The following is a 26,334-nucleotide window of genomic DNA, read 5'->3' on the forward strand; positions in this document are numbered from 1 at the left end:
CGCCGGAGGGGAGCACGCCCGCCGCCCCGTCGGCCACGCCCTCGCCCGCGGCTGCCGCACCCAGCGACGTGGACAATGTCTCGGCCGAGGACGACGCCCGCGTCGCGCCGACCAATGCTGCGCCCGGGACCGGCGCCATTGCGACCGGCGATCCGACACCGTTCACGCACCCGGGTCAGCCCATCGCGGCCGAGGACGCGCACCCGACCAACCCGTCCTGCGCGGCCATGCTCTTCATGCCCACCGCTGACGGGCGCGTCATCGCACTGAACCCCGACGACGGTGCGATCTGCACGAACTTCGGCGACGGCACCGGCCAGATCAACCTGTGGGCCAACATGCCCAATCTGAACCCGGGCAGCTACTACTCCACGTCGCCCGTGGTCGTCTCGCGCGATCGCCTCGTCGTGGCGGGCACCGTGCTGGACAACGTGTCCACCACCGAACCGTCCGGCGTGATCCGTGGCTACGACGTGCGTACCGGCGCGCTGGTATGGAACTGGGATTCCGGCAATCCCAACGAGACCGCACCGATTGGTGGCGATCGCACCTACCTGCAGAATTCGCCCAACAGCTGGTCGATCTCCAGCGTCGATGAGTCGCTCGGCCTGGTGTACGTGCCGATGGGCAACCAGCCACCGGACCAATGGGGCGGCAACCGTTCCCCCGCGGCCGAGATGTACTCGTCGTCGGTCGTGGCACTTGATCTCGAGACTGGCCGCGTGCGCTGGCATTACCAGACGGTGCATCACGACCTGTGGGACTACGACGTGCCCGCGCAGCCCTCGCTCGTGGACCTGACGATCAATGGACAGACCGTGCCGGCGCTGGTGCAGCCCACCAAGCAGGGCGAGCTCTTCGTACTGGATCGCCGTAGCGGCCAGCCCGTGTTGCCGGTCAATGAAGAGCCGGTCCCTCAAGGGGCGGCCGAGGGCGACACCACCGCGCCGACCCAACCGCGCTCGGCGCTCTCGTTCGATCCGCCCCGTCTGCAGGGTGCCGACATGTGGGGCGCCACGATCTTCGACCAGCTCGCCTGCCGCATCAAGTTTCATCGCCTGCGCTACGAAGGCCGCTACACGCCGCCCTCGGAGAAAGGGTCGCTGATCTATCCCGGCAATTTCGGCACGTTCAACTGGGGCGGCGTGGCCATCGATCCGCAACGCCAGATCGTGTTCGCCACGCCCACGCGCCTGGCGTTCGTCTCGCAACTGGTGCGGCGCGAGGACGATACGAGCCTGTATGTGCAGGGTGATGAACGGCCGGAATACAGCCTGCCGGCGCTCAACGAGAACTTCGGTGCACCCTTTGCCGTCAAGCTGCATCCGTTCATGTCGGCACTGGGGCTGCCCTGCCAGGCCCCGCCCTGGGGCTTCGTGGCCGGCGCGGATCTGACGACGGGTGACGTCGCCTGGATGCATCGCAATGGCACCGTTCGCGACAGCTCGCCGCTCCCCCTGCCCTTCAAGATGGGCGTGCCCAACCTGGGCGGCCCGATGGTAACGGCCTCGGGTGTGGCCTTCCTCACGAGCACGCTGGATTACTACATCCGCGCGTACGACGTGGCCACGGGCGACACGCTGTGGCAGGAGCGTCTGCCGGCGGGCGGCCAGGCCACGCCCATGACCTACGTGGGCGAGGACGGCCGGCAATATGTGCTCGCCGTGGCCGGTGGCCACGGCTCGCTGGGCACGAAGGCTGGTGATTATGTGATCGCCTACCGCATCGATTGATCGACACAGGCCTCACGACGGCGCCTCCGGGCGCCGTTTTTCTTGGCCTGACGTCACGGCCAACCCCGTCCCCCGTCAGGCGCCGCCGGTCCTCAACGCACAGGCAGGAAAGCAAAGAACAGCAGATTCTGGGCGTAATTGATGCCCAGGCGCCGTGAGTTCTCACCCAGCAGGCTGGAGATCAGGTCCAGCCGGCCGATGATGGCGCCAAACTCGCGCTCGAAGCTCAGGTTGGCGGTCTCGCCCGACATCTCGTTGGCCAGCAGCAGGGGCGCCCCCTTCGCATCACGCCGGCTGGTGAGCAGCCAGGCGGCGGCTTCCACGTTGCGCGCCGCATTGTAGACGTGAGCCCCGTTGAGCACGTCCAGCGCGTAGACCCGTGTGCGATCGTTGTGCGCGGCGATGATCGTATCTGCCAGACCATAGACGAGCGCGAACACGCGATCGCCGCGATAGTCCGGATCGAGCGCCACGGCGAGCAGCTCGATGTCGCGCAGGCCAATGAGATCCGCCGGCGGAATGCGCTGCTCGATTGCCTGGCGCACGGCGGCAGTCGCAGCGGCGTGATCCGCTCGGTCCGACTTGCGCCATTCCCGGGGATTGCGCTTGTACAGTTTGTCGAGCAAGGCGTACAGGCTGGAGAGGTTGGCCTGCATAGCCACTGTCACCGTTCGATTGAAGTCCGTCTGCAACCATTGATCGGCGCTCATCGACTCGGTGCCCGGCGCACCCAGGTGCGCGCCTGGGGGGCCCGGCGCCACGCAGCCCGAGAGCAGCACTGCGAGGAGCACGGCCGTGAACTTGCCGCCGGTCACGCGGAACCCTCCACCCGCTCGTGCCGGGCATTCCTCGGCACGCAGGTTGCGCTAGTACGGCGGGCACCCCGCGCATCCCGCGCGGGGCCGTCATCCCGTCCAGGAGATATCCATGCCAGCGAAATCGAAGGCACAGCAAATGGCTGCGGGCGCCGCGCTCTCGGCCAAACGCGGCGATCAGAAAGTCGGCAATCTGAAAGGCGCATCGAAATCCATGTACGAATCCATGGACAAGAAGGAACTCGAGAAGATGGCCAGCACGAGCCGCAAAGGCAAGCCAGGCCACGCGTGAGACCCGCGGGCACCGTGCTCACGGCGCCAGTCCGTGCTGCACCATGCGCAGCAAACGATCCGCGAGCACGTCCAATTGCGGCGTGGGCAAGCCGCGCATCGGCCCGTCGAGGGCCAGCAATGCCATGCCGTGAACGGCCGACCACGCCAGAAACTCGGCGCCTGCGCGTTGCCCTTCTACGAGTTGCCCCGTGCGCTCCAGCGCATCCAGCGCATCGACCAAGAGTTCGAAGGGATTACGGCCCGTGTCCCCCGCCGTCGCCGGGTCCGCCGGGCCATCCCGAACGACATCGAACTGCACAGTAAAGGCCGTGCGAAAAAGCCCAGGCTCCTGTCGAGCGAATCGCAGATAGCCCGCCCCCACCGCCCGCAATGCCGCCCGAGCCCAGGCTGCCTCGTCCTCATTGGTGCGTGCGGGTCGTGCTTCCTCCATGTGGCGCGCGGCCCGCGCCAGCGCTTCGGCGCGCACGGCCGCCAACAGATCCTCACGACTGCTGAAGTGCCGATAGGCCGCGTTCGGGGCGACACCCGCGCGGCGCGTGGTCTCACGCAGCACGACGGCCGTTGGACCGCCATCGCGGGCCAAAGCCACGCCCGCCTCGATCAATGCACGCCGCAGATCGCCATGACGATACGTGCCGCGCGTGGCGGCATAGGGGCTGGCAGAGCGAGAGGAACCAGGCGAGGCGGCGGTCATGACATCGGGCTTTACGGCTGACAAACACGATGCTATCGTTTGTGGACGCTGTACACAACGAGGAATGCGACATTCCAACCGGAGACCGCCATGTTCGTCGAGACTTACCTCTTTTTCGATGGTCAATGTGCTGAAGCCATGGCGCATTACCAGCGCGTGCTGGGTGGTGACCTGCAGGTGATGCGCTACCAGGACGCCCCACCCTGTGCGCAATGCCCGAACATGGGTGCCGACACGCAAGACCGCGTGATGCACGCGATCCTGAAGTTTCCCGATGGCGCCCTGATGGCCTCGGACGTGCCCGCTGGCGATACGTATGAGGGCATTCAGGGTGTCGGCGTGACGTTGAACTTCCCAGGACTCGACGATGCCAGGCGCACGTTCGACACTCTGGCCGATGGTGGCTCTGTGCAGATGCCGTTTGGCCCCACATTCTGGGCAGAGGGCTTCGGCATGCTGCGCGACCGCTTCGGCACGCCGTGGCTCATCAACGGCCCCATGATCATGCCCAACGTCTGACCCCCTTCTTCGGAGCATTGCCATGTCGCACTATGTCGATGGATTCGTCCTGCCCGTGCCCAAGGACAAGATCGCCGAGTACCAGGAGATCGCCCGCAAGGCGAGCGAGGTGTGGCGCGAGTACGGCGCGCTGGAATACTGGGAATGTGTCGCGGACGACGTCCAGCCGGGCAAGCTGACCTCGTTTCCCCAGAGCGTGATGCTCGAGCCGCACGAGACCGTGATCTTCGCGTGGATTCTCTATCGCTCGCGCGAAGAGCGCGACGCCATCAACGCCAAGGTGATGGCCGATCCGCGCATCGCCGGCATGGGTCCGGACAACATGCCGTTCGACGGCAAGCGCATGTTCTGGGGTGGCTTCCGGAGCATCGTCGAGAGCCGCTGACCTGGCCCCCGCGTGGGCGGCGGGCACGATGATGTGCTCATCGGCCCGCGCGCCGCGCGACCCCGCCCCGGTCAGTCCGAGGGTGGCGCACGCCTGGGCGTGCGCAACGGAATCGTGACGGGACCGTCGTTGATCAACGACACCTGCATGTCTGCCGCGAAGCGGCCCGTGGCGACGGTGGCATGTGCCGCGTGCGCCGCTGCAACGAACGCGTCGTAGCTGGCTCTGGCTTCGGCCGGGGGTGCTGCCGCCGAGAATCCCGGCCGGTTGCCGCGCGCCACGTCGGCTGCCAGCGTGAACTGGCTCACCACCAGCAGCCCGCCACCGATGTCCTGCAGACTGCGATTCATGCGGCCCTCGTCATCCGCGAAAATGCGCATGCGCAGCACCTTGCCCAGGAGCCAGTCGATCTCGCCCGGCCCATCCCCGGGCTCCGCACACACGAGCAGAAGCACCCCCTGCCCGATCTCGCCCGTCACCTCCCCTGCCACGCTCACCCGCGCTTCGCGCACCCGTTGCATCAACCCGATCATGCCGCCCTCGACTGTCTGAAGCCGGCATCATACGACCACGACAGGTGGGCGTGGGCGCGGCCGTCACCGCTGGCTTGGCAATCTGACGCGTAGTCAGTCTGGACGTACCGCTCAGTCCTCGCCCAGCATGTTGTCCACGCGGGCCAGCAAGGCATCGACTTCGAACGGCTTGGTGAGCACCTGCATGCCAGGCTCCAGCTGGCCGTCGCCTACCACCGCATTCGCAGCGTACCCGGTGATGAAGAGCACCCGCAGGCCTGGACGCAACACCCGCGCAGCATCGGCCACCTGGCGGCCGTTCATGCCTCCGGGCAAACCGACGTCAGTCACGAGCAGATCCACGGGCTCGCCCGACTGCAGCAGGGCCAGCCCCGCCGCGCCATTGCCGCATTCCCGCACGACATGGCCTTGTTCGCGCAGGAGTTCGGCAACGAGCGATCGCACGGACGGCTCATCGTCGATCACCAGCACGCGGCCGGTGCCTGCCGAACCCATCGCCGGCAGGGCCGCCGGTGGCACGCGCTCGCTCGCATGCGCCGCGCCCTCGTAGCGCGGCAGGTACAGGCACATCGTCGTGCCGCGCCCCGCTTCGGAATAGGCACGCACCTGTCCACCGGACTGCCGCGCAAATCCATACACCATGGAGAGCCCCAGCCCGGTTCCCTGACCCGTTGGCTTGGTCGTGAAGAACGGATCGAAGGCATGCTCGATGACGTCGTCGCTCATGCCCACGCCGGTGTCAATCACCGCCAGCGACACATAAGGCCCCGGCGCCAGTTCGCGCGCCTTGGCCGCCTGCGCATCCAGACGGATGTTGGCGGTCTCGATCGTCAGTCGGCCGCCATCGGGCATGGCGTCGCTCGCGTTGATGCACAGGTTGAGCAAGGAGTTCTCGAGCTGATTGGCATCGACCATGGCCGGCCACAGACCCGACGCTGTCTGCACGTGCAAGGCGATGGCCGGCCCCATGCTGCGTCCAATCAACTCGATCATGTCCTCGACCAGCCGGTTCAGATCCGTCGGCCTCGGATCGAGCGTCTGCCGGCGCGAGAAGGCGAGCAGCCGGTGCGTGAGCGCGGCTGCCCGTCGCGCCGCACCTTGCGCCGCCTGGATGTGGCGCTGGCCATGTTCAAGCTGCCCCTCTCTGACACGCGCGGCCAGCAACTCCAGGCTCCCCAGAATGCTGGTGAGCAGATTGTTGAAGTCATGGGCGAGCCCGCCCGTGAGTTGGCCAACGGCCTCCATTTTCTGGCTTTGCCGAAGACGCTCCTCGGCCTGGCGCAGCGCCTCGGCCTGCTCCTTCTCGACGGTGATGTCGCGCCCGAACGCGCTGATGAGGCCATCGGCGGGAACGGCCGTCCAGGCAAGCCATCGATAGCCACCGTCACGATGGCGAAAGCGCGCCTCGAGATCGCGCACCGTGGCGCCACGCTCGAGCACACGGCAGGCATCGACCGTCATGCTGCGGTCGTTCGGGTGGAGGAGTTCCGTGAAGCTGCGGCCGACGAGTTCTGACTCCTGCCATCCGAGATGAACGGCCCAGGCCGGATTGGCCGCCATGATGCCGGCATCCTTGCGCATGACGACGATGAGATCGGTGCACAGCTGCCAGAGCCGGTTGCGATCGGCCGCGCGCGCAGCAACCTCCTCTTCGAGCGAGGCCATGACCTCGCGCATGTGCTGCTCGGCCCGCACCTTCGCCGTCGTCTCCACGACGGTCGCGAGCAGTCCGACGACACGGTCGCCGGCGTCACGGACGGGACTGCAGGAGAAGGTGTAGTAGCGGCGCTCGGTGACGCCCTGGCGGCAGACATCCAGCGGGAAATCCTCATGAAACGCCGATTCGCCGTCGAAAGCGCGGGCCACGTACGGACCGACCACATCCCAATGTGGCTCCCAGAGCGTCCGAAAGGACCGCCCCATCGCCGTCGCATCAAAGCCAATGACGGGAAGGTAGCCGGCATTGGGGATGGCGGTAAGCGCAGGGCCCCAGACGAGGCACTGGGGAAACCGGCACGCGAGCACCAGATTGGCGGCCAGGTGCAACTCAGGCGGCCAGTGCTCGCGCGGCCCGAGCGGGGTGCGCGACCAGTCATGCGCACGCGCGGCGACAGCCATGTCGCCGTCAGCAACGGCGCATCCTGCAGGCTCAGCCATTCTCACCATCTCATGCGGGTCGTTCGTGACGGGGCTCGTGCAGCGCCGGTGGGGGGAGCCCCCGAACTGTCGAGCATACCGGAAAGCTGTGCGTAACAGGCGCGGTTACCTGACTACGACCCTTGCGCAACTGCACTCACGCGCCGGCCTTCAAGGCATGCTAACGATGCATCGGCTGCGGTCCGCGTCGCGTGATGCGATACACCGTCGCAGGCGGCATGTTCATGAGCGCTGTGCCCATTCGCTGCGCGCGCAGCCCGAGGCGATCGAGCATCCGGCGCGAGACCGGACAGCGTGGCCCATAGGTGAACTGGTACATCGCCCCGTCGGAGCGCAGGTAGGGGAACACGCCTGCCAGGATGGCCATCACCTTGCGCGGGGGCATCGACAGCAAGGGCAGGCCGCTCACAACCGCGCCCAGCTCGCCGCGCCGGCAGACGTGCGCCCGCGCGAGCCGTGCGGCATCCATGCGCAAGACGCGGGATTCGGGAAAACGGACTTCAAGCATGCCGGCAAAACGCGCGCCAGACTCGACCAGGATGAGATTCGATTCGCGCACGCCGCGACCCACCAGCGCCCGCGTGAAGACACCCGTGCCAGGGCCGAGCTCCAGGACGGGCCCGGTCGTCGCGCTGATGTCGCGCGTCATGAGTTCGGCCAGGGCATTGCCCGAGGGGGCGATCGCGGCCACTTGCAGGGGGTTCGCGACCCAGGCACGCAGAAAAGGAACGATATCGGTTGCGCTCATTGCTCCGTCTCGTGTTAGTGGCCGCGGCAGCGGCCCGAGGCAGGGCGCGGCGGCCAAGCGCACAGCATACTGCAACGCGGCAGTCGATTCGATGGCAATGCGTGCCCGGACATTTCCAGATAACATACCGTTGCAATACCCGCCCTCACCAGCCTTCTCCCATGATCGACGCCTTTGCCAATGCGCTCTCCGAGCGGGCCACGCGCCTGCGCGCTTCCGAAATCCGCGAACTCCTGAAAGTCCTTGAACGCCCTGGCATGATTTCGTTCGCCGGCGGCATTCCGGATCCGAATCTCTTCGACCGCGAGGGTTTCGCGCACGCGCTGGCCGAGCTCGCCGGCGCCGGCAATGCACTCCAATACTCAGCCACCGAGGGCTACGGCCCGCTGCGCAGCTGGATCGCAGAGCGCATGAGCGCGCAAGGCGTGACTTGCGGTCCTGAGCACATCCTCATCACGAGCGGCTCGCAGCAAGGTCTTGACCTCATCGGCAAGCTGCTGCTCGACCCCGCCGACACGCTGGCCGTTGCGCGCCCGACCTACCTCGGTGCGCTGCAGTGCTTTCGAGCGTATGAGCCCACGCTCGTCGAATGGCAGGGCGCGGCGCTGCCGGCCGAGACCAAGGCCTTGTACCTGGTGCCGGATTTCGCCAATCCGAGTGGCGAAACCCTCACCCTGGCCCAACGCGAGGCCGCGCTCGATGCAGCCCAGGCAGCCAACGCCGTCGTGCTCGAGGATGCCGCCTATGTGGACCTGCGCTTCGAGGGCGAACCCCTGCCCTCGCTGCTCGCACTCGATTGCGCCCGTCACGGCGGCATCGACGCCGCCCGCACGCTGTATTGCGGCACGTTCTCCAAGACGCTCGCGCCCGGTCTGCGGGTGGGCTGGATCTGCGCGCCTCGACTCGTGATCGATCGGCTGGTGCTGCTCAAGCAAGGCGTGGATCTGCATACAGCCACGCTCAACCAGATGGCCATGCACCGCGTGGCACTGGCCGGGTTCGATGCACAGCTGGTGCGTGCATGCGCGGTGTACCGCGAACGTCGTGACGCCATGCTCACCGCGCTCGGTGGCTACGCACCGGCCGGCATGCACTGGACGCAGCCAGAAGGCGGGCTGTTCATCTGGGCCGAGTTGCCCGAAGGATGCGATAGCAAGGCCTTGCTCGCGAGCGCGCTGGAGGCGAACGTGGCCTTCGTGCCCGGTCCCGCCTTCTATGCCCAGGCGGGCAATGCACGCACGCTGCGCCTGAGCTACTCGCTCAATCCGCCCGCCGAGATCGAGGCCGGCATCCGCACGCTGTGCAGCCTGATTGCTTCGCACAGCCGCGCCGCCGCCTGATCCTGTGGCCACGCACCGGCGGATCCCGCCGGTGCTGTCTGTCGCTGCGCTACCGCTGTCCTAAGCCGGTTGCCAATCCAGGGGCCACTCGCCCCGGGCGACGTTCTGCAGCCACAGCGCGCACGTCAGCGTCTTCGCGTCGGTCACCCGGCCATCACGGCAACCCGCAAGCAGGGCGTCGACGGATTCGACGTGCACATCGAGGAATTCGCCCGCGTCCAGCCGGCGTTCGCCCTTCGTGAGGCCGCGCGCGAAGTACATGTGGATGATCTCGGTCGAGTAACCGATCGCGAGGTGCATGCGCCCCGCGTACGCCCATTCACGGGCCTCGTAGCCGGTTTCTTCGAGCAGCTCGCGCTGTCCGCACACGAGCGGATCCTCGCCCGCATCGAGCTTGCCCGCTGGAAATTCCCACATCACCTCGCCCACGGGATGGCGGTACTGCCGCTCGAGCACGAGACGGGCATCATCGAGCAGGGGGACGACGACGACCGCCCCCGGATGCACGACATACTCGCGCGAGGCGGTGCCGCCGTCGGGCAAGCGCACCGTGTCGCGCCGCACATCGAGGAAGTTGCCGCGAAAAAGCGATTCCGACGTCAAGGTCGTCTCGCGCAAGTGGTTGTCATCGTCCGGGCGAGTCAGCATGGCGGAACGTGCAAGAATGGGAAAGCGTGACTGTAGCGCACCCCGCGCGACAGACGCTGCACCTTGCCGGAGGACCGCATGCGACACCCCTTCACCGGGCATCTGCGCTCCGCCGCCCAGCGCCGACTCTTCTTCTGGACACAACGCTGGGACGCGGAAGCAGCCCGCGAACACGGCGACGCCGCCACACGCTTTGGTGACGACTCGACGCACGCGACGGCGCGGGCCGCCGTCAGGGCCCGCGCGCCGGAAGACGAGGACGACGTCCTCGAATGAGATGCCGGCCCTGGCTCAGGCCAGCGTGCCCACCGTGAAGTGCCCGGCGCCGAGCGCTTCACGATAGGCGTCGATATCGGCGACCGGATGGCGGGCCACCTCGGAATCGGCAGCGGCCAGAGCGACGGCCGAGGCCACTTCGACGATCAGGCGCGGATCGAACGGCGTGGGAATGATGTACTCCGCGCCGAATGCCAGGGTACGTCCTGGATAGGCTGCGGCAACCTCGGCCGGGATCTCGCGGCGCGCCAGCCCCGCGATGGCGTGCACGCAGGCAAGCTTCATCTCGTCGGTGATGCGGCTCGCGCCCGCGTCCAGCGCGCCGCGGAACAGGAACGGGAAGCACAGGACGTTGTTGACCTGGTTCGGGTAGTCCGACCGGCCCGTCGCGATGATGGCGTCGGCCCGCGCAGCCCGCGCGACTTCCGGTCGGATCTCCGGCTCCGGGTTGGCCAGCGCCAGGATCAACGGGCGCGGGCCCATGGACTGCACCATGTCCGCCGTGAGCAAACCCGCGGCCGAGCAGCCCAGGAACACATCGGCGTTCTGGCAGGCGTCGGCCAGCGATCGGGCCGTGTCACGCGTGGCATAGCGCGACTTGTTGAACTCCATGTTGGCATCGCGTCCTTCGAACACCACCCCCTTGGAATCCACGAGCAGCACGTTCTCTTTGCGCAGGCCCAGCCGCACGAGCAAATCCAGGCAGGCGATGGCCGCGGCACCCGCGCCCGAGCACACCAGGCGCACGTCCGCCAGCCGCTTGTCGGCGAGCGACAGGCCGTTCATGATCGCCGCGGACGCGACGATGGCCGTGCCGTGCTGGTCGTCATGAAAGACCGGGATGGACATGCGCTCGGACAGGCGCTTCTCGATATAGAAGCACTCGGGCGCCTTGATGTCCTCGAGGTTGATGCCACCGAAGGTCGGCTCGAGAATGGCGATGGCGTCGATGAGCTTATCGGGATCGGATTCGGCCATCTCCAGGTCGAAGACGTCGATGCCGGCAAACTTCTTGAAGAGGCAGGCCTTGCCTTCCATCACCGGCTTGGCCGCCAGCGCACCGATGTTGCCCAGGCCGAGCACCGCCGTGCCGTTGGTGATCACACCGACGAGATTCGCACGCGAGGTGTAGAGTCGAGCGGTATGCGGATCGTTGGCGATCGCCTCGCTGGCGTAGGCCACGCCCGGCGAATAGGCGAGCGACAGGTCGCTCTGGTTGTCGAGGGCCTTGGTCGGCACCACGGATACTTTGCCGGGAGTCGGCAGGCGATGGTAATTGAGGGCGTCTTCGATAATGCGCTGGGTCATGGGGGCTCGCGGCGCCAGGCAAAACCGCACCAACGCGGTGCGGTCTTCGGCAAAACCCGGTATTTTCCCGGGTTGCGCTCAGCCAATCAAGTTGCTATGCAGCATTGACCCATCGTCAGCGCACCGGCATAGTCTGCGCGGAGCCGGCGCTGGACGTCTTGTCAAAGGTAAACGCGTACGGAATGCCGATCAGGGCATCCTGCAATTGCGGATCGGACACGTCGCCGAGCGGCTCGCAACGCGCGCCCACGGCAGCGCGCAAGGCCGCGGAATCGAGTGCTTCGTTGCCGGATGTGCGCAACAGCCTCGCACTGCGGAATTCGCCCTTCACCGTGAAGGACAGCAGCGCCAGGGTCTCGCCCTGGAAACCCGCGGGTGCGTTCTGAAACGCCTCGCTCGGGAACGGCACGTTGCATTGCGGATTGCGCTTCAAGGGTGGCGGTGTGGTGCTGCCCTGCGCCATCACCGCGGGCGCGGCGAGACAAGCAACCAGTGCGGCCGTGACGGCCGCGTGCGGATAGCGAATCATGGAGTCTCCTGCAAAAGGCTCACGGTCCAGGGATCATACCGTGCGCGGCGCGCGCTCTCTGGCGGGGTCAGTCTTGAAAAGACCACGCAGGTTCAGGCCTGCGAGAAAGATCTGCAACACGACGACTGCGTACGCTGATGCGGGGATCCCCCACGCCACCCACAGCACATTGCTGGTGAGGAACAGCCAGAAGCCGATGTTGCGCTTGCGCTTGCGCGACGATGCGACCAGCCAGGCGGCGGCTACCGTGAGCGCCATGGCCGGCCATTGCAGCAGGTCGAGGATCTCAGTCATACGGGAGGGTCAACAGAGTGTGCCGGCCCACCGGGCCGGCACTGACATCAAACGCTTAGCGGTTGGTACCGGCAGCGCCCGCAGCAGGCGCGGCAGGAGCGGCGGGCGTCACGCCCATCGAACCACTGCTCGTGGCCGGAGCCGCGGCCGGCGCGTTGTCCTTCTTGGCGTCGACTGCCTGCTTGAGTTGCTCGCCCATGGCGAGGTGGCTCTTCAGGTTGGGCAGCACCTTGGCGGCGAAGGCCTTGACCTGAGCGTCGTCAGCATCCTCGGCGGCGTTCTCGAAGAGATCGACCGCATCTTCGTGCGCATCCACGGCCACCTTGTCGACATAGCGTTCGTCGAAGTCGTGACCTTCACGATTCTGCAAGCCCTTCAGGGTGCGATTCTGGCCCCAGCGAAGATCGGTGGGCAGCTCGACGCCCTTGCCCTGCGCGAGCGTGCGCAGTTCCTGATCCACGGCCTGGTGATCCGTGACCATCTTCTGCGCGAAGTCCTTGACCTCTTGCGACTGCGCGCGCTGGGCGGCGAGTTGGCTGCCTTCGATCTCGAGCTTGCCGGATTGGGCAGCGCGCTGCAGGAAGCGGGTGTCGCCACGCGACAGCTTGCTTTCTGCAGGGGCCGCGGCGGTAGCTTGCGTGCCTTGGGCCGGTTGTGCGGCCGGTTGGGCAGCATGGGCAGCGCCCGTGAAGCCAAAGGCGGCGGTGGCGCAGGCGATGACGGTGAGTTTCCAGCGTGACATGAAGTTTCCTCCTGGGTTGGTGACGCAGTGCTTATCGCAACCCCCGTGCCACCGTTCTCTCACCCATTCAACCGCCTGCATGCCGTCACATCGACAGGCGGACGGCGAGCGCCCGCCACCCGGTTCCCCTTCAGGCTGCCAGAGCCTTCTCGATGGCGGCCGTGACTTCGGGCGCATCCGGCGCCGTGTCCGGCGCAAAGCGTGCAGCGACCTGACCATCTTTGCCAATCAGGAACTTCTCGAAATTCCACACCACTTCCGGCGCCTCGGTGGGCGTGCGGCCAAAGCCCTTCAAGCGCGTCTCCATGCGCTCGCGCCCAGGCGTGACAGGTGCTGCCGCAGTCAGCGCCTGGTACAGCGGATGCTTGCCCTCGCCGGTCACGGCGATCTTGGCAAACATCGGGAATTTCACGTCATACTGCGTCGAGCAAAAGCCCTGAATCTCTTCATTGCTGCCCGGCTCCTGGCCACCGAAATCGTTGGCCGGAAAGCCGAGTACGGAGAAGCCCTGCGGTGCAAAGCGCTCATGCAGGGACTGCAAGCCGGCGTATTGCGGCGTCAGGCCGCACTTGGAGGCGACGTTGACCACGAGAAGGACCTTGCCGCGGTAGGCGTCCAGTCGCTCGGGACTGCCATCGATGCGATTCACGGGGATGTCCTGAAGGGATGTCGTCATGCTGGCCTCTCCTGCGAAAGTGGGCGGGGGTGTTATAAGATCGTGCGTCCAATGCGGCGCATTGTCAGTCACAAGGAAGCACATTATGCAATGTCGAGCCATTTTTGCCAGTGTCCTGGCCGCCGGGTTGGTCGGGTGCGCGCTGCAACCCCCCGCGCAGGCACCGGGCCTCGATGGCACGCGCTGGCAGCTGGTGTCCGTGAGCGGGCGGACGCTGGCGGTGCCCCAATCGCCGCCAGTCGAACTGCGGTTCCTCGAAAGCCGCGTCAATGTGCATGGCTGCAATGCCCTGTCGGGTCGTTACGTGCAGGAAGGCACTCGCCTGACCGTGCCCAAGGGCTTCGTCGGGACGCGCATGGCCTGCGAAGAAGGACTGCTGGCAGTGGACAACGCCGCCACCCGGCTCTTCGAGAAGGGCGTTGAGTTCCGCAAGGAGGGCGACACGCTCGTCATCCGGGGCCAGGGCGAGCGTTGGACGTTCCGCCGCCACGGCTCGATGCCCTCCTCGTTCCGGATCGAGCAGGCCGGCTGAACGCGTTGAGCGCAAAGCAGAACGGCAGCCCCGAAGGGCTGCCGTTTTCACGTGGGGCGACGATGTGCGCAGCTTAGACCGCAGCACCCATGGGCGGGTCGATGCGCACGATCTGGCAACCGCGCGCGATCAGCGCCGCCAGGTCATGGGCGGACACCTCGTCGTCCGTGCCCATCAGGCTCGCACCACCGTGCGCATGCACATGCATCACGCAAAAGGGATCGGAATCCACGGCGTACCAGTAGTAGCCGGGGGCCAGAGCATGAGCAGCGGTGTCGGTCGTCATGCGCACATTATATCGCCGTCACACAGGAACAGCGGTTGCTCTGCATCAGCATCGCGGCACATTTGGCCGCAGGAGAGATGCCATGGCAGACAGTTCCTTGACCAAGACCGGCGAGCGCACCCCGGAGATCGCCGGCGGCGACACCCGCACGCTCGGCCCCAGCGATTCGACGGACAGCGGCAGCGATGTCGCAGGCACCGGTTCGGCGGAATGGCTGGACAATGACTCGGATGCGGCCGGCACCGGCGAACGCCCCAGCGTCAACCGTCGGGATAGCGGCGAGGCGCACGACGTCGATATCGACAAGGTGCTCGACGAGGACGCGGACCCCGAGGATCCGCAACCATGAACGCCCTCTCCCATCCGGCGAACGCAGCCCAGCGCAGCCGCCCGGCGCGGCTGCCGCGCAGTACGTTCCTGGTGGCGCTCGGGGTGTCGCTGGGCGGTGCGCTGATATGGATAGCAGCGGCATTTGGTGTCGATGGGGTGTCGGCGCTTTTCGGTAGCCAGACGGCTGCGTGGCGCTTGGCCTACCTGGGCGTGGCGATGGCAGCGCTATACGCGATCATTGCCATACTGCGAACGGCACGGGGGCCGTAGGGACCCCATGCCGTTGAAGTCAGCGGGCAGGTCGCCCGCTGTGCCGTCGCGCTCAGGCTGCTCGCCGCCGAGCCGCCAGCAACATGCCGGCTGCCTGCAGCGGATCGCACGACGCCGACAAGACGCCTGGCTCGGGCGGCGTGACCGACCCATCGCTGCAACGGAGGCAGCCCTTGCCCGCACTGCTATCGCAGTCCGCGTCGACTGCCACCAGCTCGACGTCTGCCGGCGTTGCATCGGCCTCGCCTGAGGTCAGCACGGTGCAGCCCAGTGCCCGCAGCATGGCGTGCAGGGCATCGCCACCTTGCACACCGGCGCGAAACGTCACACGCAAGGGATCGCGCGGCATCTGCGCCCGCACGCTGGCAATGCGTTGATAGGCCTGGGGATCCTTTGCCAACAACGACGCGGCCGAATCGGGGAAGGTAACGCGGTAACCCTGCCGAATACCATCTGCATCGAGCGCAAATGCCACGAGTCGCCCACCATGCAGATCCACGAGCCGCTCGGCCAGCAACAACGCCGCCGGCGTCTTGGTCATCACCTGATCGGCCACAGCGCCGCCTTGGGGGGCGGGGTCCCCGATGTGGAACACGGTAGCGTCGTCGGACCGTTCTGCACGCAGGCTGATGACGTCACCCTCCATGCCACATCGCACGCAATGCACGATCACGTACCGAAGGGCCTGCGCCAGGCGAGCTGCATCGGCATACAGCGCGGGATGGGCCACGGGCTCGGCAAGCACGAGTTGCACGGATCGCGTTTGCGCCATGGCATCGGCATCGGCGGCCGCGCGTTCCAGCGCAGCGTAGGGGTCTACAGACGCGAACTCGATTGTGAGCTCCCCCGTCATCACCTGCAGGAGGTCGGTGAGGTCCCCGATCATCTGCACCTGCTGCTGCACACCACTGCGGATGCCGTCTAGGGCCTTTGCGACAATGCCGCCCTCCTGGCCCAGGCGGCTGGACAACACGTGGGTCCAACCCTGGATGCCATTGAGGGGCGAGCGCAGATCATGCGCAGCTCTGGCGACCAGACGATCACGGGCCTGCACCCGCATGCCACCAATGGCGCGTTCCACTTCGAGCGCGAACGCCGGTGTCTGACCTGCCTCGGTCGTCATCGGCATCCCTTGACGGTCGTTTCCTGCCACATTCCCCTCACACTGAGGATGCCGTGTCGGTCGATTCGTCCGAATCGACCCCATCCAGGGACGCGTCGGCACCTCCGCCAGCGGCATACTCTTCAAGCCGGTTGTACAGCGTCTTCAAGCTGATCCCGAGCACTTCGGCGGCACGCTTCTTCACGCCGCCGCATTGTTCCAAGGTAGCCAGGATCAGGCGACGGTCCGCTTCAGCAAGAGATGTGCCAACGGCAATGGGCACGACCGTGGCGGGCGCAGGGCGTGCAGGCGACACTTGCAGGGGCACGGACGAGGGCAGGATTACCGGCCCGTCGGCATGATGTACGCGCGTTGCATGTAATTTTTCAACTCGCGCACATTGCCTGGCCAACTGTGCCGCATCAGGCCGCTGACGAAATCCGGGTCCATGACCTTGTCGGTCTTGTGCTCGGCGTTCATCTGCTCCAGCAGACTCTGTGCGATGAGCTCCACATCCTTGCCGCGTTCGCGCAGCGGCGGCAGATACAGCGGGAACACATTCAGGCGATGGTAAAGATCCTCCCGCAGCTTGCCTTCGGCCACGGCCTTCTCGGGATTGCGGTTGGTGGCCGCAACGATTCTCACATCCGTCTCAATTTCTCTGTTCACACCGACGCGCATGAACATGCCGGTCTCGAGCACCCGCAGGAGCTTGACCTGCAACTCGATCGGCATCTCCGTGATCTCGTCGAGAAAGAGCGTGCCGCCGTGCGCGCGTTCGAAGTAGCCCTTGTGCTGGCGATCCGCGCCCGTGAAGCTGCCACGCTCGTGGCCGAACATCTCGCTCTCGATGAGGTTGGGCGAGATCGCGCCACAGTTGACGGGCAGGAAGGGATGCTTGCGGCGCAGGCTGAGCTCATGCAGCGTCTGGGCCACGAGCTCCTTGCCCGTGCCGCTCTCGCCCACCAGCAGCACGGTGGCTTCGGTGGGCGCGACCTTGTTCATCTGATCGTAGAGATTCTGCATGACCGGCGAGCCGCCGAGCATGCGGCCGAAACGGCCGAAGCGGCGCAGTTCGCCACGCAACGAACTGATCTCCGCCTTCAGATCACCCGCGCGCGGGATGCGATCAAGCACCGTCTTCAGACGCTGCATGTTGATCGGCTTGACCAGATAATCCGCCGCGCCCAGGCGCAACGCATCCACTGCGCTCTCCACGCTCGCGTGTCCGGTGATGAGGATGAACTCGACCGCCACCTTGGGGTCGAGCGCCTCGAAAAGCTCCATGCCGTTGCCATCCGGCAGCTTCAAGTCGGCGAGGATGACATCCGGCGTCTGCCGGACCATCTGAATCTTGGCTTGGCGCAAATCCTGCGCGGTGCCCACTGTGAACCCTTCAGCGGAAATAATCTCTGCCAATGCGGCCAGAGTGTTGGGTTCGTCGTCGACGATCAATACGTGGGGCATGCCCGTTCACCTGCCGATGCTGGGTAAAGCTGTAGAAAATACACGGTTTGCCAAGAGACCGCGCCATTTGCCCGCAACAAAACGTGACGATTCGAGATAGTCGCGCACGCTAACCCGCATAGGTGCTGCATCACGGTCTTCGTTGCGATAACGCGGTACGATACTCCGTTGACGTTCCCCGTTGCATCACGTGTTTGACATGAATTCTCCGGACCCGCAGCTTACCCGTCGCCCCAGCAGCCGCAAGACCTCGCGAAGCCAGGCTCCGACCGATGCAGGACCGCCGCCCTTCGGGCTGCTCTACGGCACGTCGGACGCCATGCAGGCCTTATACCGCCAGATCGAGCGCGTCGCCATGTCGATGGCCACCGTGCTGATCGTTGGTGAGAGCGGCACTGGCAAGGAACTCGTCGCGCGCACCGTGCATGACAAGAGCGCGCGTGCGGGCAAGCCTTTCGTTCCCGTCAATTGCGGCGCGATTCCCGCGAGCCTGATCGAAGCCGAACTCTTCGGCCACGAGAAAGGCAGCTTCACGGGTGCCCTGCAGCAGGCGCCAGGGTACTTCGAGCACGCCGCAGGTGGCACGCTCTTCCTGGACGAAGTGACGGAAATGCCCATCGACATGCAGACCAAGCTGCTGCGTGTGTTGGAAGCGGGCACGTTCCATCGCGTGGGCGGCACGGAAGAAATGAAGGCGGACGTGCGCATCGTGGCCGCCACCAACCGCGATCCCCAGCAGGCCGTGGCCGATGGTCTGATGCGGGAGGATCTGTTCTACCGACTGGCGGTCTTTCCGTTGCGGGTGCCGCCGCTGCGCGAGCGCGACGGCGATGTCCCACTGCTTGCCCGCCGTTTCGTGTCCGTCTTCAACAACAACGAGAAGACACCCAAGACGCTGTCGACCAAGTCGCTCGACGTGCTGCAGGGGTATCCCTGGCCAGGCAACGTGCGTGAGCTGCGCAATACGTTGTATCGCGCCTTCATCCTGGCCGACCGTGTCATCGATCTGCCCACGCCCGGGCAGGCGCGCACGGCGTCCAGCCGTGTCAGCTGGCAGGACGGCTGTCTGCAGTTGCCCGTGGGTATCTCGCTCGCCGATGCGCAGCGTGAGCTCATCCTCGGCATGCTCGGCCACTTCCAGGGCGACAAGCGCGAGACCGCCCGTACGCTCGGCATCAGCCTGAAGACCCTCTACAACCGGCTCGAGGCCTACAACGGCGTGCCGCAGGAGTCGTCTTCGCTCTGATCCGCTGGCTGTCAGCTCAGAGCCAGCGCTCGGCCATCCGGCCGAGCAACTCCATCATGCGGGCCCACCCCACGCTCGCGCCACTGTGCCAGCGTCACCTCGGTCGATTTGGCGACGTCATCCCGAAAGAGCGCTTCCATGCGCTCACCGAACGCCCGACCAAGAATCACGGCATTCACCTCATAGTTCAAGGCAAAGCTGCGCCAATCGAGGTTGCTCGAGCCGACGGTTGACCATACACCGTCGACGACCGCGGTCTTGGCATGCAGGAGTGCGCCATTGCGCTCGTAGATCTTCACGCCCCCTTCCAGCAGATCGCCATAATGCGATCTGCCTGCGTGCAGGACGAGCGAGGAATCCGAGATCTCGGGCAGCACGAGCACCACAGACACGCCGCGTCCTGCGGCGTCCTTGAGCGCCTGGATGAAGGCGGGATCCGGCACGAAGTACGCCATCGTGATGTGGATGCTGCGCTGTGCGCTCGAGAGCGCCGACATCAACGTGAGGTAGACGGTGTAGCCGTCCGGCGCTTGCGGATCGTTCGCGATGATGCGCACCACGTGCTCACCGTCCGCGGGCACCTGAGGAAAATATTCACCGGGTGGCAGCGGTGGGCCCTTCTGCAATTGCCAGCCGCTCAGAAACACCGTCTCGAGTTGCGCCACGGCAGGCCCCTCGATTCGCACGTGGGTATCGCGCCAGGGCGGCTCGTCGCTCCCCGATTGGGCGGCATTCTCCCGTGCGGCCTTGCCGCTGCCGCCACCCGAAGAAGACGCATAGACGCCACTGATGTTGATCCCGCCGGTAAATCCTACTTGCCCATCCACGACGAGGATCTTGCGGTGGTTGCGTTTGTTGAGCGACCAGGCGGCGGTGCGTGCCGCCAGCGGATTGACCGGATTGAAGACGACGATCTGGATCCCAGCCTCGCGCATCGTGTCAAAGAGGGCCGTCGGCGTGCCGATCGTGCCGATCCCGTCAACCATCACCGCAACGGCCACACCCTCCGCACGCTTGTCGGCAAGCAGCTTGGCCAGCCGCAGGCCAACCTCGTCGCCCTCGAAGATGTACGTCTCCAGGTGGATGTAGTGCCGCGCCTGACGGATGGCCTTGTACATGGACTCGTAGGTGCGTGGCCCGTCGTCCAGGATCTCGACGCGATTACCTGCGGTCAACGGTGCACCCGCCACTGCCTCTTCGACACGCAGGTGGGCCGCGAGAAAGTCCTCGCCGCGAGCGCCCTCGCCCAGCTTGTCGATGATCTGTCGGCTATTGCGGTAACTCAGCCAACCCCGCTCCGAGGAGATTCGGACTTCGGCCGCTGCCGGCAGCTCATCCGACACCTCCGGCAAGCTCGCGCAATGGCTGAGCAGGAGCGCGGACACCGCGACAGACACCACCTTCAGGACCCGCTTCATCACCTGCCTCGCCTGTGACACTGCGTCTTCACGCAAAAACGCCCTGCTGAGCGTATCAGCAGGGCGTAAGATCGGTCGGCAGTGCCGACCGCTCCACTCACGCAGTTTAGTTCGAACGCGTGGTGGGCTCCGCAGCAGCACCCGGCTTCGTCGGGTTCACGGCGGTGGAACCGGATTGCGTGCCAGCCGTACCCGGCGTGGCGGCACCCGGCGTGGCGCCCGGACCAGCCGGAGCACCCGGGGTCATGGCAGGATCGGTGCCCACATTGCCCGTGTTGGTGGTGGTCTGGTGGTTCATGCCACGATCATGCGTGCCGCCCGTCGTGTTCTGAGCATCCGCATTCGGCGTGGCCGTCGTGGGGGGGCTGGGGGTGGGAGGATTCGCACGGCTGCCTTCGCTGGTCTGCGCAGACACGCTGAAGACCGTGGCCATGGCGATTGCACCGAGGGTACCTTGAAGGACACGTTTCACTTGCATAATTACCTCCTAGAGTTGAGGACCGAAAGGCCCCTTGCTTTCACGAGCTTCAGACCTGACGGCCGTTCAGCACCGCATATTCGTCCGTTGCCGCTGCAAGACCCTGCCCTTGGGCAGATGGGCCTTGCTGGCCGTGGACTTCGATTCCGTCGTCGATGCGGGCATTGCCTGCAGCGTGACGTATGACTTGGGTGATCGCAGCTTTCGTGCCTGCGTCGGCCACACGGCCCGTCAGCATTACATTGCCGTTTGCGCAGCTCACTTTGACCTGAGCGTTGCCAAATCCTGCCTTCGCCAGCTGTGCCGTCAGGTGGGTCGACAGGGCATCACCCTCTGTCTCGTCACCGGCCTGCCCACCGTGCTGGCGGGCTGCTGGTGTCGCAGACGTGGTGGCATCAGCGCCGGCAAATTGTCCAGACATTTGATCGTCGGCGGCCGGATTGCCTGGCGACGGCTCGAAGCCGGTTGCCGTGCCGCCCTGCACACGCTCTTGTCGATAGGGCTCGCCCTCGTCATGCCGGCGCTCGCCTGAGCGCGGGCTGACGGGCACACGCGGCTGCTGCTCGTCCAGCGGCGCAGCGCTTTCGACTTCCGGGATCTGGTCCTGAGCCCCACCGTAGGTGCCGTAACCGCCCACGGCACCCTGCTGGTGACGCTCATGCCAATGGTCTTCGGCTTTGGCGCTCGTACGCGGCGTCGATGATGGCTTGGCTGTCATGGCTTCCCTCCTGATCATGTTGCCAACTCCGCAAGTGCTGTGCCGTATGACGGTGTTACCCGTAGGCGATTCCGACATGAACAGTTTGCAGCCTCGCGGCGGCCAGCGCGGCCACGAAGAACTTGCAGGGTTTGTAATTTCGTTGCGGCTGAGCGCGTCTCTAGGCAAGTTGAAGCCGATCGTCGCGCTGCTGGTTGGAGGGTTGTCACCCTAGGCAGCATGCGGCAAATCGCGTGCCCAGCCCTCCAAAAAACAAAATTGGCATAGGTCTTGCACCTACCCATCCATGCACGGGGGTTTCGACGCCGCCGTCCCCGCAATACCAGGACATCGGAGATCGAGTTGATACACGCCACCTACGACTTGCGCGCCAAACAGCAGACGATTCTGACGCCGCGTCTGCAGCAATCCGTCAAGCTGCTGCAGATGTCTGCCGTTGAATTCACGCAGGAATTGCGCCAGGCGCTGGCAACCAACCCCTTCCTCGAGGAAGCGGGCGACGACGAAGACGCCCCGCTGCCGGACATGGCAACTGCCGAAGCTGCCGTGCCGACCGACGTGCCGGACCTGCCGCTGCCAGACACCAGCGAAGTCACGCCGACGGAAGTCGCCCCCGAGCCCGCCTCCGATCTGGACGCGTCCTACGATCCGCCCAGCGAATACTCCGGCGACTTCCCCAGCTCCCGAGGCAGTGGCGATGACGAGCGCACCGACCTCGGCGAGTGGATGCGCTGCACGCCCGACCTGCGCGAACATCTGCATCGCGAGTTGGCTGGCTATCGACTCTCAGAGCGTGACCAAGCTCTGGCGCACGTACTCATCGAAGCGCTGGACGATGACGGGTATCTGCGTCAGGACTTCGACGAACTGGCCGCTATCTTCGACGCGGATCCAGTGCCGTCGGAAAGCGAATGGAACACCGCCCTGCGGCTGGTGCAGCAGCTCGATGCTCCCGGCCTTGCGGCGCGAGACCTGAACGAATGTCTTCGATTGCAGCTCGACGCCCTCGAGAAGACAGTCCCGGGGCGCGAGGCCGCGCTGCGCCTGGTCAGCAGCAAGGGCCTGGAGCACCTGGCGCGACGCAACCAGGCAGAGATGCTGCGCATCGCCGCCTGCGACGAGGACACGCTGCGTGAAGCCTGCCTTCTCATCCGTAGCCTGAATCCCAAGCCGGGCCTTCGCTTCGCTCGCGAAGAAGCGCATCACATCATCCCGGACGTGATCGTGCGCAAGGTAAAGGGTCGTTGGATGGTGGATACCAACCCCGCGGTCATGCCTCGCGCGCGACTGCACAGCACCTACGCCAGCATGTTCCGCCAGGCCCGCTGCAACGACCGCGCACCGATGGCGCAAGAGCTGCAGGAGGCCCGCTGGCTCATTCGCAACGTCGAGCAGCGCTTCACCACCATCCAGCGCGTGGCCGAGGCGATCGTTGCGCACCAGCGCACCTTTTTCGAGTACGGCGAAGTCGCCCTTAAGCCGCTGGTGTTGCGTGAAGTCGCCGAGGAACTCGGTCTGCACGAATCCACCGTCTCGCGCGCCACGGGCAACAAGTACATGGCCACGCCGCGTGGCATCTTCGAATTCAAGCATTTCTTCTCGCGTGAGCTCTCCACCGAGACAGGTGGCACCTGCTCGACCACCGCAGTGCGTGCACTCATCAAGGAACTCATCGCGGGTGAGGATACGACCGCCCCCCTGTCGGACGTGACGCTCACCCAGATGCTGGCCAAGCAAGGCGTGATCGTGGCCCGACGCACCGTGTCCAAGTACCGTACCTTGATGAAGGTGCCGCCTGCAGAACTGCGCCGTCAACTGTGATCAGGCACACTCTTACTGTCGGGCACGCCGATTGCTTTTCGTGAACTGCCGAGTGTCACCTGAATCGCCCGGCCATTTTTTGTACAACCTGGAGTCCCAAGATGCTGACTAGAATCCTGAAGTGGTTTGCCCTGTTTGGCGTGTCGTTCGTACTCGCCGCTTGTGCGGCCACCGACACGACCCGGAGCACCGGCGAGTACACGGGTGACACCGCCATCACCGCGCGCGTGAAGCTGGCTTTCGTCAATGACGAGAAGGTCAGCGCGCTCGACGTGAATGTCGAAACCTTCCGGGGCGTGGTCCAACTGAGCGGCTTCGCCGACTCGCGCGAATCCGCCAACCGTGCCGTGCAGATCGCGCGTGGCGTGGAAGGCGTGAAGGACGTTCGCAACGACATCCGTCTGCGCACGGCGCGCTGAGTACCGGGCCGCAAGGCCCGCTCAGTCAAAGGGCGACCCGAGGGTCGCCCTTTTTTTGGCTCGACGACAGCGCTAGGACCCCATCGCCTGATGCAGCGCTCGCTCGAGCGAGGCGAGCGTGTACGGCTTAGGCAGCGACACCGTGCGTTCACCCTGGGCTTGCTGCCCAAGCGTGCGCGCGCCGGAGGCGAAGACAATGCCCATGGTGGGCCGCATCTCACGCGCCACGCGGGCAAGCTGGGCACCAGACATGTCGGGCAGGTTGAGATCGCTGCACAGGACGTCGAACTCCGCTCCACTTGCGAGAATGTCCAGCGCCTGCTCGGCACTGGACACGCCCGTGACCATATGGCCCAGCAATTCCAGTAGCTCAGTCGTCGCTTCCCGCGTCTCGGTGCTGTCCTCGACGATCAGAATGCGCAAGGACTCGGCCGACGGGGCCTGGGCGTCGGAGGCGTGCGGGGCATAGGTTTCACGCTGGCTGCGGGGCGCCGTCGCCTGGCGCAGCAGCAGACGCTGCTCGCGGTTGCGCAACAGGTGATGCGCACTGCTGCCCAGCTCGAGCAGCGTGTAAGGTCGGCGCAGCAACGTGCAGCCTGGCGCGGCAGCGTCGGTCTGGCCGGCGTGCGCGGCAGCGAGCAGATCCAGGTCGTCGCTCAGGCCGAATGCCACGCTGGCGAGCTCGTCCACGTTGCGCGCGGTATCCACGAAGATGAGATCGATGGGCTCGCGCTCGGCCAGCGCGGCGATTGCAGCCGCCACATCGGCAGCCTCGATCACGCGATGGCCTTGCGTTCGCAGATACTGACACACCTGCGCACGTACCGTGCGCTCGTCGACCACGACCAGCACCGTCGACGCACCGAACGTGTCGTCGGCGCCGGGCGCACTCGCGTCTTCGGCCTCGCCCGCGTCGGCCGCGACAGCCGGCAACCCCGCCAATGCGGCACTGACCGACCGCTGGTCATCGCAAGGCAAGAGGCAATGCAGGATGCCTTCGGGGCTGTCGCCCTCGGCGGGCAGCGGCACGTTCACGACACGCCACTGGCGCGCTGTGCCCTGGGCCGTCGCCGTGGTGACCGTGAGCATAGCCGTGTCGGCATGACCGTGAAAGAGCGGCGCATAAAGGCTTTCGCGCAAGGCGTCGGCTTCGGCATCGTCCGGCATGTGCAACACATCGACGAGCTTGCCACCCTGCAGCGCGGCCTCGCTCATCCCCAATGCCTGGACGTATGCGGCGTTGGCGGTCTGCACGACGAGATCGCGCGACAGCAGCGCACACGGGAATGGCAAGGCCTCGAAGACCTTGCGATAGTCGATGGCGGAGCGCATGCGGCGGCTCTCCCACAATCGGCGGGCAGCGATCACCCGCGCGAGGCTAGCGTAAGACGGGGCGCGCGAGGCGCCCCCCGGTTCAACTAAAGAAAGATTTGACGCGTTCCGTCCAGGACTTGCTCTGCGGCGAATGCTTGGATCCGCCCTCGTTGAGCGAATCGGCGAACTGCTGAAGGATGGCCTTCTGGTCATCGGTCAAGCGTACCGGCGTTTCGACCGTCACGTGGCAGTAAAGATCCCCGGGATAACTCGAGCGCACCCCGCGGATGCCCTTGCCGCGCAAGCGGAAGGTCTTGCCGCTCTGCGTACCTTCGGGCACCGTGATCTCGGCGCGGCCATTGAGCGTCGGCACCTGGATGTCGCCTCCCAGTGCTGCCGTCGTGAAGGAGATCGGCAACTCACAATGCAGATCGTCGTTCTCGCGCTGGAAGATGTCGTGCGCCTTGATACGCACCTCGACGTACAGATCGCCCGGGGGGCCACCATTCACGCCGGGTTCGCCGTTGCCGGACGAGCGGATGCGCATGCCATCGTCGATTCCGGCCGGGATCTTGACCTGCAGGGTCTTGTTCTTCTTCGTGCGCCCCACCCCATCGCACGCCGTGCAGGGGTCTGGGATCACCTTGCCGCTGCCGTGGCAGGTCGGGCAGGTCTGTTGCACGCTGAAGAAGCCCTGCTGCATGCGCACCGCCCCCGCGCCGCCGCAGGTGCCGCAGGTCTTGGCCTGGGTGCCAGGCTTGGCGCCCGAGCCGTCGCACACCTCGCAGGATTCCCAGCTCGGCACACGGATCTCCGTGTCGAAGCCCTGGGCTGCCTGCTCGAGCGTGATCTCCATGCCATAGCGCAGGTCGGCGCCACGATACACCTGGGGTCCGCCACCACCGCGGCCGCGGCCACCGCCGAAGATCTCGCCGAAGATGTCGCCGAACGCGTCGGCAAAATGGGCATTGCCCCCCCCGCCGCCACCGGCCGACGGATCCACACCGGCATGGCCGAAGCGATCATAGGCGCCGCGTTTCTGCGAGTCGGACAGGACCTCGTACGCCTCCTTGGCTTCCTTGAATTTCTCCTCCGCCTGCTTGTTGTCCGGATTGCGGTCCGGATGGTATTTCATCGCCAGCTTGCGGTAGGCCTTCTTCAGTTCGTCGTCCGAGGCGTTCTTGGCAACACCGAGCACTTCGTAGAAATCGCGTTTGGCCATCGTCGTGTTCACGTCATCAT

General features: G+C 65.7%; 29 protein-coding genes and 3 pseudogenes. 13 read left to right on the forward strand and 19 right to left on the reverse strand.

Annotation, left to right across the window (positions count from 1 at the left end):
* Positions 1 to 1,733: outer membrane protein assembly factor BamB family protein (locus IMZ29_RS00005; protein ID WP_216178940.1), on the forward strand; the 1,733-nt coding region annotated here is incomplete at its 5' end.
* Positions 1,734 to 1,825: 92 nt separating this feature from the next.
* Here the strand turns inward: IMZ29_RS00005 and IMZ29_RS00010 are convergent.
* Positions 1,826 to 2,548, reverse strand: coding sequence for a hypothetical protein (locus IMZ29_RS00010; RefSeq protein ID WP_216178942.1), 723 nt, complete (start codon positions 2,546 to 2,548; stop codon positions 1,826 to 1,828).
* A 112-nt stretch (positions 2,549 to 2,660) separates the two neighbouring features.
* Between IMZ29_RS00010 and IMZ29_RS00015 the strand changes: the two genes are divergently transcribed.
* Positions 2,661 to 2,840: a DUF3008 family protein gene (locus IMZ29_RS00015; RefSeq protein WP_216178944.1), complete on the forward strand. Its 180-nt coding sequence runs from the start codon at positions 2,661 to 2,663 to the stop codon at positions 2,838 to 2,840.
* A gap of 18 nt (positions 2,841 to 2,858) precedes the next feature.
* On the opposite strand, the gene IMZ29_RS00020 is transcribed toward IMZ29_RS00015, so the two are convergent.
* Entirely contained in the window at positions 2,859 to 3,536 is a 678-nt protein-coding gene (locus IMZ29_RS00020; protein WP_216178946.1) for a TetR/AcrR family transcriptional regulator, read from the reverse strand.
* Positions 3,537 to 3,626: 90 nt separating this feature from the next.
* On the opposite strand from IMZ29_RS00020, the gene IMZ29_RS00025 reads away from it, so the two are divergent.
* Both IMZ29_RS00025 and IMZ29_RS00030 read left to right on the forward strand, forming a co-directional pair.
* Entirely contained in the window at positions 3,627 to 4,055 is a 429-nt protein-coding gene (locus IMZ29_RS00025; protein WP_216178948.1) for a VOC family protein, read from the forward strand.
* A gap of 22 nt (positions 4,056 to 4,077) precedes the next feature.
* Positions 4,078 to 4,440, forward strand: a complete 363-nt coding sequence (locus IMZ29_RS00030; protein ID WP_216178950.1) for a DUF1428 domain-containing protein — start codon at positions 4,078 to 4,080, stop codon at positions 4,438 to 4,440.
* 71 nt (positions 4,441 to 4,511) lie between these two features.
* Here IMZ29_RS00030 and dtd read toward each other — a convergent pair whose 3' ends face one another.
* The 3 genes from dtd to IMZ29_RS00045 form a co-directional block, all read right to left on the reverse strand.
* A complete protein-coding gene (gene dtd / locus IMZ29_RS00035) occupies positions 4,512 to 4,973 on the reverse strand; it encodes a D-aminoacyl-tRNA deacylase (RefSeq protein ID WP_216178952.1) in 462 nt (153 codons plus the stop codon).
* Positions 4,974 to 5,084: 111 nt separating this feature from the next.
* Positions 5,085 to 7,130, reverse strand: coding sequence for a hybrid sensor histidine kinase/response regulator (locus IMZ29_RS00040; RefSeq protein WP_216178955.1), 2,046 nt, complete (start codon positions 7,128 to 7,130; stop codon positions 5,085 to 5,087).
* A 160-nt stretch (positions 7,131 to 7,290) separates the two neighbouring features.
* Entirely contained in the window at positions 7,291 to 7,878 is a 588-nt protein-coding gene (locus IMZ29_RS00045; RefSeq protein ID WP_216178957.1) for a class I SAM-dependent methyltransferase, read from the reverse strand.
* Between the two features lie 161 nt (positions 7,879 to 8,039).
* Between IMZ29_RS00045 and IMZ29_RS00050 the strand changes: the two genes are divergently transcribed.
* Positions 8,040 to 9,218, forward strand: a complete 1,179-nt coding sequence (locus tag IMZ29_RS00050; RefSeq protein WP_216178959.1) for an aminotransferase-like domain-containing protein — start codon at positions 8,040 to 8,042, stop codon at positions 9,216 to 9,218.
* 60 nt (positions 9,219 to 9,278) lie between these two features.
* Here the strand turns inward: IMZ29_RS00050 and IMZ29_RS00055 are convergent, their stop codons facing one another.
* A complete protein-coding gene (locus tag IMZ29_RS00055) occupies positions 9,279 to 9,866 on the reverse strand; it encodes an NUDIX domain-containing protein (RefSeq protein ID WP_216178961.1) in 588 nt (195 codons plus the stop codon).
* A gap of 78 nt (positions 9,867 to 9,944) precedes the next feature.
* On the opposite strand from IMZ29_RS00055, the gene IMZ29_RS00060 reads away from it, so the two are divergent.
* A complete protein-coding gene (locus tag IMZ29_RS00060) occupies positions 9,945 to 10,142 on the forward strand; it encodes a hypothetical protein (RefSeq protein WP_216178968.1) in 198 nt (65 codons plus the stop codon).
* A 27-nt stretch (positions 10,143 to 10,169) separates the two neighbouring features.
* Here the strand turns inward: IMZ29_RS00060 and IMZ29_RS00065 are convergent.
* The 5 genes and pseudogenes from IMZ29_RS00065 to IMZ29_RS00085 all read right to left on the reverse strand — a co-directional run.
* Positions 10,170 to 11,450 (reverse strand): annotated as a pseudogene (locus tag IMZ29_RS00065) (malic enzyme-like NAD(P)-binding protein); the annotation flags it as partial.
* 115 nt (positions 11,451 to 11,565) lie between these two features.
* On the reverse strand, positions 11,566 to 11,979 hold the full coding sequence (locus tag IMZ29_RS00070) for a TonB C-terminal domain-containing protein (protein WP_216178973.1): 414 nt from the start codon (positions 11,977 to 11,979) through the stop codon (positions 11,566 to 11,568).
* 33 nt (positions 11,980 to 12,012) lie between these two features.
* Positions 12,013 to 12,273, reverse strand: coding sequence for a hypothetical protein (locus IMZ29_RS00075; protein WP_216178975.1), 261 nt, complete (start codon positions 12,271 to 12,273; stop codon positions 12,013 to 12,015).
* Between the two features lie 55 nt (positions 12,274 to 12,328).
* Positions 12,329 to 13,015: a DUF4142 domain-containing protein gene (locus tag IMZ29_RS00080; protein WP_216178977.1), complete on the reverse strand. Its 687-nt coding sequence runs from the start codon at positions 13,013 to 13,015 to the stop codon at positions 12,329 to 12,331.
* A gap of 130 nt (positions 13,016 to 13,145) precedes the next feature.
* Positions 13,146 to 13,691, reverse strand: a complete 546-nt coding sequence (locus IMZ29_RS00085; protein ID WP_216178978.1) for a glutathione peroxidase — start codon at positions 13,689 to 13,691, stop codon at positions 13,146 to 13,148.
* 85 nt (positions 13,692 to 13,776) lie between these two features.
* On the opposite strand from IMZ29_RS00085, the gene IMZ29_RS00090 reads away from it, so the two are divergent.
* Positions 13,777 to 14,223 carry an META domain-containing protein gene (locus tag IMZ29_RS00090; RefSeq protein WP_216178980.1) on the forward strand — a complete coding sequence of 149 codons (447 nt, stop codon included), beginning with the start codon at positions 13,777 to 13,779 and terminating at the stop codon, positions 14,221 to 14,223.
* A gap of 73 nt (positions 14,224 to 14,296) precedes the next feature.
* On the opposite strand, the gene IMZ29_RS00095 is transcribed toward IMZ29_RS00090, so the two are convergent.
* Positions 14,297 to 14,509 carry a hypothetical protein gene (locus IMZ29_RS00095; protein WP_216178982.1) on the reverse strand — a complete coding sequence of 71 codons (213 nt, stop codon included), beginning with the start codon at positions 14,507 to 14,509 and terminating at the stop codon, positions 14,297 to 14,299.
* Positions 14,510 to 14,591: 82 nt separating this feature from the next.
* On the opposite strand from IMZ29_RS00095, the gene IMZ29_RS00100 reads away from it, so the two are divergent.
* On the forward strand, positions 14,592 to 14,858 hold the full coding sequence (locus tag IMZ29_RS00100; RefSeq protein WP_216178984.1) for a hypothetical protein: 267 nt from the start codon (positions 14,592 to 14,594) through the stop codon (positions 14,856 to 14,858).
* Entirely contained in the window at positions 14,855 to 15,109 is a 255-nt protein-coding gene (locus IMZ29_RS00105; RefSeq protein WP_216178986.1) for a hypothetical protein, read from the forward strand. Before IMZ29_RS00100 ends, IMZ29_RS00105 begins: the two co-directional genes overlap by 4 nt.
* 52 nt (positions 15,110 to 15,161) lie before the next feature.
* Here IMZ29_RS00105 and IMZ29_RS00110 read toward each other — a convergent pair whose 3' ends face one another.
* On the reverse strand, positions 15,162 to 16,238 hold the full coding sequence (locus IMZ29_RS00110; RefSeq protein WP_216178988.1) for a sensor histidine kinase: 1,077 nt from the start codon (positions 16,236 to 16,238) through the stop codon (positions 15,162 to 15,164).
* A 31-nt stretch (positions 16,239 to 16,269) separates the two neighbouring features.
* Positions 16,270 to 17,678 (reverse strand): annotated as a pseudogene (locus tag IMZ29_RS00115) (sigma-54-dependent transcriptional regulator).
* A gap of 199 nt (positions 17,679 to 17,877) precedes the next feature.
* Between IMZ29_RS00115 and IMZ29_RS00120 the strand changes: the two are divergent.
* Positions 17,878 to 18,924, forward strand: a complete 1,047-nt coding sequence (locus IMZ29_RS00120; RefSeq protein WP_216178989.1) for a sigma-54 interaction domain-containing protein — start codon at positions 17,878 to 17,880, stop codon at positions 18,922 to 18,924.
* A 16-nt stretch (positions 18,925 to 18,940) separates the two neighbouring features.
* Here IMZ29_RS00120 and cls read toward each other — a convergent pair.
* The 3 genes and pseudogenes from cls to IMZ29_RS00135 form a co-directional block, all read right to left on the reverse strand.
* Positions 18,941 to 20,342: pseudogene (gene cls / locus IMZ29_RS00125) on the reverse strand (cardiolipin synthase).
* A gap of 106 nt (positions 20,343 to 20,448) precedes the next feature.
* On the reverse strand, positions 20,449 to 20,820 hold the full coding sequence (locus IMZ29_RS00130; RefSeq protein WP_216178993.1) for a hypothetical protein: 372 nt from the start codon (positions 20,818 to 20,820) through the stop codon (positions 20,449 to 20,451).
* Positions 20,821 to 20,869: 49 nt separating this feature from the next.
* Positions 20,870 to 21,538: a BON domain-containing protein gene (locus tag IMZ29_RS00135; protein ID WP_216178995.1), complete on the reverse strand. Its 669-nt coding sequence runs from the start codon at positions 21,536 to 21,538 to the stop codon at positions 20,870 to 20,872.
* Here IMZ29_RS00135 and IMZ29_RS00140 point away from each other — a divergent pair.
* The 3 genes from IMZ29_RS00140 (at position 21,537) to IMZ29_RS00150 (ending at position 23,778) form a co-directional block, all read left to right on the forward strand.
* On the forward strand, positions 21,537 to 21,752 hold the full coding sequence (locus IMZ29_RS00140; RefSeq protein WP_216178997.1) for a hypothetical protein: 216 nt from the start codon (positions 21,537 to 21,539) through the stop codon (positions 21,750 to 21,752). The two genes, IMZ29_RS00135 and IMZ29_RS00140, sit on opposite strands and share 2 nt — an antisense overlap.
* Positions 21,753 to 21,880: 128 nt before the next feature.
* Positions 21,881 to 23,359 carry an RNA polymerase factor sigma-54 gene (locus IMZ29_RS00145; RefSeq protein WP_216178999.1) on the forward strand — a complete coding sequence of 493 codons (1,479 nt, stop codon included), beginning with the start codon at positions 21,881 to 21,883 and terminating at the stop codon, positions 23,357 to 23,359.
* A gap of 101 nt (positions 23,360 to 23,460) precedes the next feature.
* Positions 23,461 to 23,778, forward strand: coding sequence for a BON domain-containing protein (locus tag IMZ29_RS00150; protein ID WP_216179001.1), 318 nt, complete (start codon positions 23,461 to 23,463; stop codon positions 23,776 to 23,778).
* A gap of 72 nt (positions 23,779 to 23,850) precedes the next feature.
* On the opposite strand, the gene IMZ29_RS00155 is transcribed toward IMZ29_RS00150, so the two are convergent.
* Both IMZ29_RS00155 and dnaJ read right to left on the reverse strand, forming a co-directional pair.
* Positions 23,851 to 25,110 (reverse strand): response regulator, encoded by a 1,260-nt coding sequence (locus IMZ29_RS00155; RefSeq protein WP_216179003.1) that lies wholly within the window; start codon positions 25,108 to 25,110, stop codon positions 23,851 to 23,853.
* Between the two features lie 82 nt (positions 25,111 to 25,192).
* Entirely contained in the window at positions 25,193 to 26,314 is a 1,122-nt protein-coding gene (dnaJ, locus tag IMZ29_RS00160; protein ID WP_216179005.1) for a molecular chaperone DnaJ, read from the reverse strand.
* Positions 26,315 to 26,334: the final 20 nt, after the last annotated feature.

Origin of the sequence: Verticiella alkaliphila (genome assembly GCF_018904615.1) — a bacterium.
Taxonomy (GTDB): Bacteria; Pseudomonadota; Gammaproteobacteria; order Burkholderiales; family Burkholderiaceae_B; genus Verticiella; species Verticiella alkaliphila.

Bases quoted from the DNA above. Each gene is read 5' to 3' on its own strand.
- IMZ29_RS00055 (WP_216178961.1), bottom strand. From the start codon at position 9,866: ATGCTGACTCGCCCGGACGATGACAACCACTTGCGCGAGACGACCTTG.
- IMZ29_RS00015 (WP_216178944.1), top strand. From the start codon at position 2,661: ATGCCAGCGAAATCGAAGGCACAGCAAATGGCTGCGGGCGCCGCGCTC.
- IMZ29_RS00045 (WP_216178957.1), bottom strand. From the start codon at position 7,878: ATGAGCGCAACCGATATCGTTCCTTTTCTGCGTGCCTGGGTCGCGAAC.
- IMZ29_RS00030 (WP_216178950.1), top strand. From the start codon at position 4,078: ATGTCGCACTATGTCGATGGATTCGTCCTGCCCGTGCCCAAGGACAAG.
- IMZ29_RS00150 (WP_216179001.1), top strand. From the start codon at position 23,461: ATGCTGACTAGAATCCTGAAGTGGTTTGCCCTGTTTGGCGTGTCGTTC.
- IMZ29_RS00155 (WP_216179003.1), bottom strand. From the start codon at position 25,110: ATGCGCTCCGCCATCGACTATCGCAAGGTCTTCGAGGCCTTGCCATTC.
- IMZ29_RS00105 (WP_216178986.1), top strand. From the start codon at position 14,855: ATGAACGCCCTCTCCCATCCGGCGAACGCAGCCCAGCGCAGCCGCCCG.
- IMZ29_RS00080 (WP_216178977.1), bottom strand. From the start codon at position 13,015: ATGTCACGCTGGAAACTCACCGTCATCGCCTGCGCCACCGCCGCCTTT.
- dnaJ (WP_216179005.1), bottom strand. From the start codon at position 26,314: ATGGCCAAACGCGATTTCTACGAAGTGCTCGGTGTTGCCAAGAACGCC.
- IMZ29_RS00090 (WP_216178980.1), top strand. From the start codon at position 13,777: ATGCAATGTCGAGCCATTTTTGCCAGTGTCCTGGCCGCCGGGTTGGTC.
- IMZ29_RS00100 (WP_216178984.1), top strand. From the start codon at position 14,592: ATGGCAGACAGTTCCTTGACCAAGACCGGCGAGCGCACCCCGGAGATC.
- IMZ29_RS00040 (WP_216178955.1), bottom strand. From the start codon at position 7,130: ATGGCTGAGCCTGCAGGATGCGCCGTTGCTGACGGCGACATGGCTGTC.
- IMZ29_RS00060 (WP_216178968.1), top strand. From the start codon at position 9,945: ATGCGACACCCCTTCACCGGGCATCTGCGCTCCGCCGCCCAGCGCCGA.
- IMZ29_RS00110 (WP_216178988.1), bottom strand. From the start codon at position 16,238: ATGCCGATGACGACCGAGGCAGGTCAGACACCGGCGTTCGCGCTCGAA.
- IMZ29_RS00095 (WP_216178982.1), bottom strand. From the start codon at position 14,509: ATGACGACCGACACCGCTGCTCATGCTCTGGCCCCCGGCTACTACTGG.
- IMZ29_RS00130 (WP_216178993.1), bottom strand. From the start codon at position 20,820: ATGCAAGTGAAACGTGTCCTTCAAGGTACCCTCGGTGCAATCGCCATG.
- IMZ29_RS00085 (WP_216178978.1), bottom strand. From the start codon at position 13,691: ATGACGACATCCCTTCAGGACATCCCCGTGAATCGCATCGATGGCAGT.
- IMZ29_RS00120 (WP_216178989.1), top strand. From the start codon at position 17,878: ATGAATTCTCCGGACCCGCAGCTTACCCGTCGCCCCAGCAGCCGCAAG.
- IMZ29_RS00025 (WP_216178948.1), top strand. From the start codon at position 3,627: ATGTTCGTCGAGACTTACCTCTTTTTCGATGGTCAATGTGCTGAAGCC.
- IMZ29_RS00050 (WP_216178959.1), top strand. From the start codon at position 8,040: ATGATCGACGCCTTTGCCAATGCGCTCTCCGAGCGGGCCACGCGCCTG.
- IMZ29_RS00070 (WP_216178973.1), bottom strand. From the start codon at position 11,979: ATGATTCGCTATCCGCACGCGGCCGTCACGGCCGCACTGGTTGCTTGT.
- IMZ29_RS00075 (WP_216178975.1), bottom strand. From the start codon at position 12,273: ATGACTGAGATCCTCGACCTGCTGCAATGGCCGGCCATGGCGCTCACG.
- IMZ29_RS00135 (WP_216178995.1), bottom strand. From the start codon at position 21,538: ATGACAGCCAAGCCATCATCGACGCCGCGTACGAGCGCCAAAGCCGAA.
- IMZ29_RS00140 (WP_216178997.1), top strand. From the start codon at position 21,537: ATGGCTTCCCTCCTGATCATGTTGCCAACTCCGCAAGTGCTGTGCCGT.
- dtd (WP_216178952.1), bottom strand. From the start codon at position 4,973: ATGATCGGGTTGATGCAACGGGTGCGCGAAGCGCGGGTGAGCGTGGCA.
- IMZ29_RS00020 (WP_216178946.1), bottom strand. From the start codon at position 3,536: ATGACCGCCGCCTCGCCTGGTTCCTCTCGCTCTGCCAGCCCCTATGCC.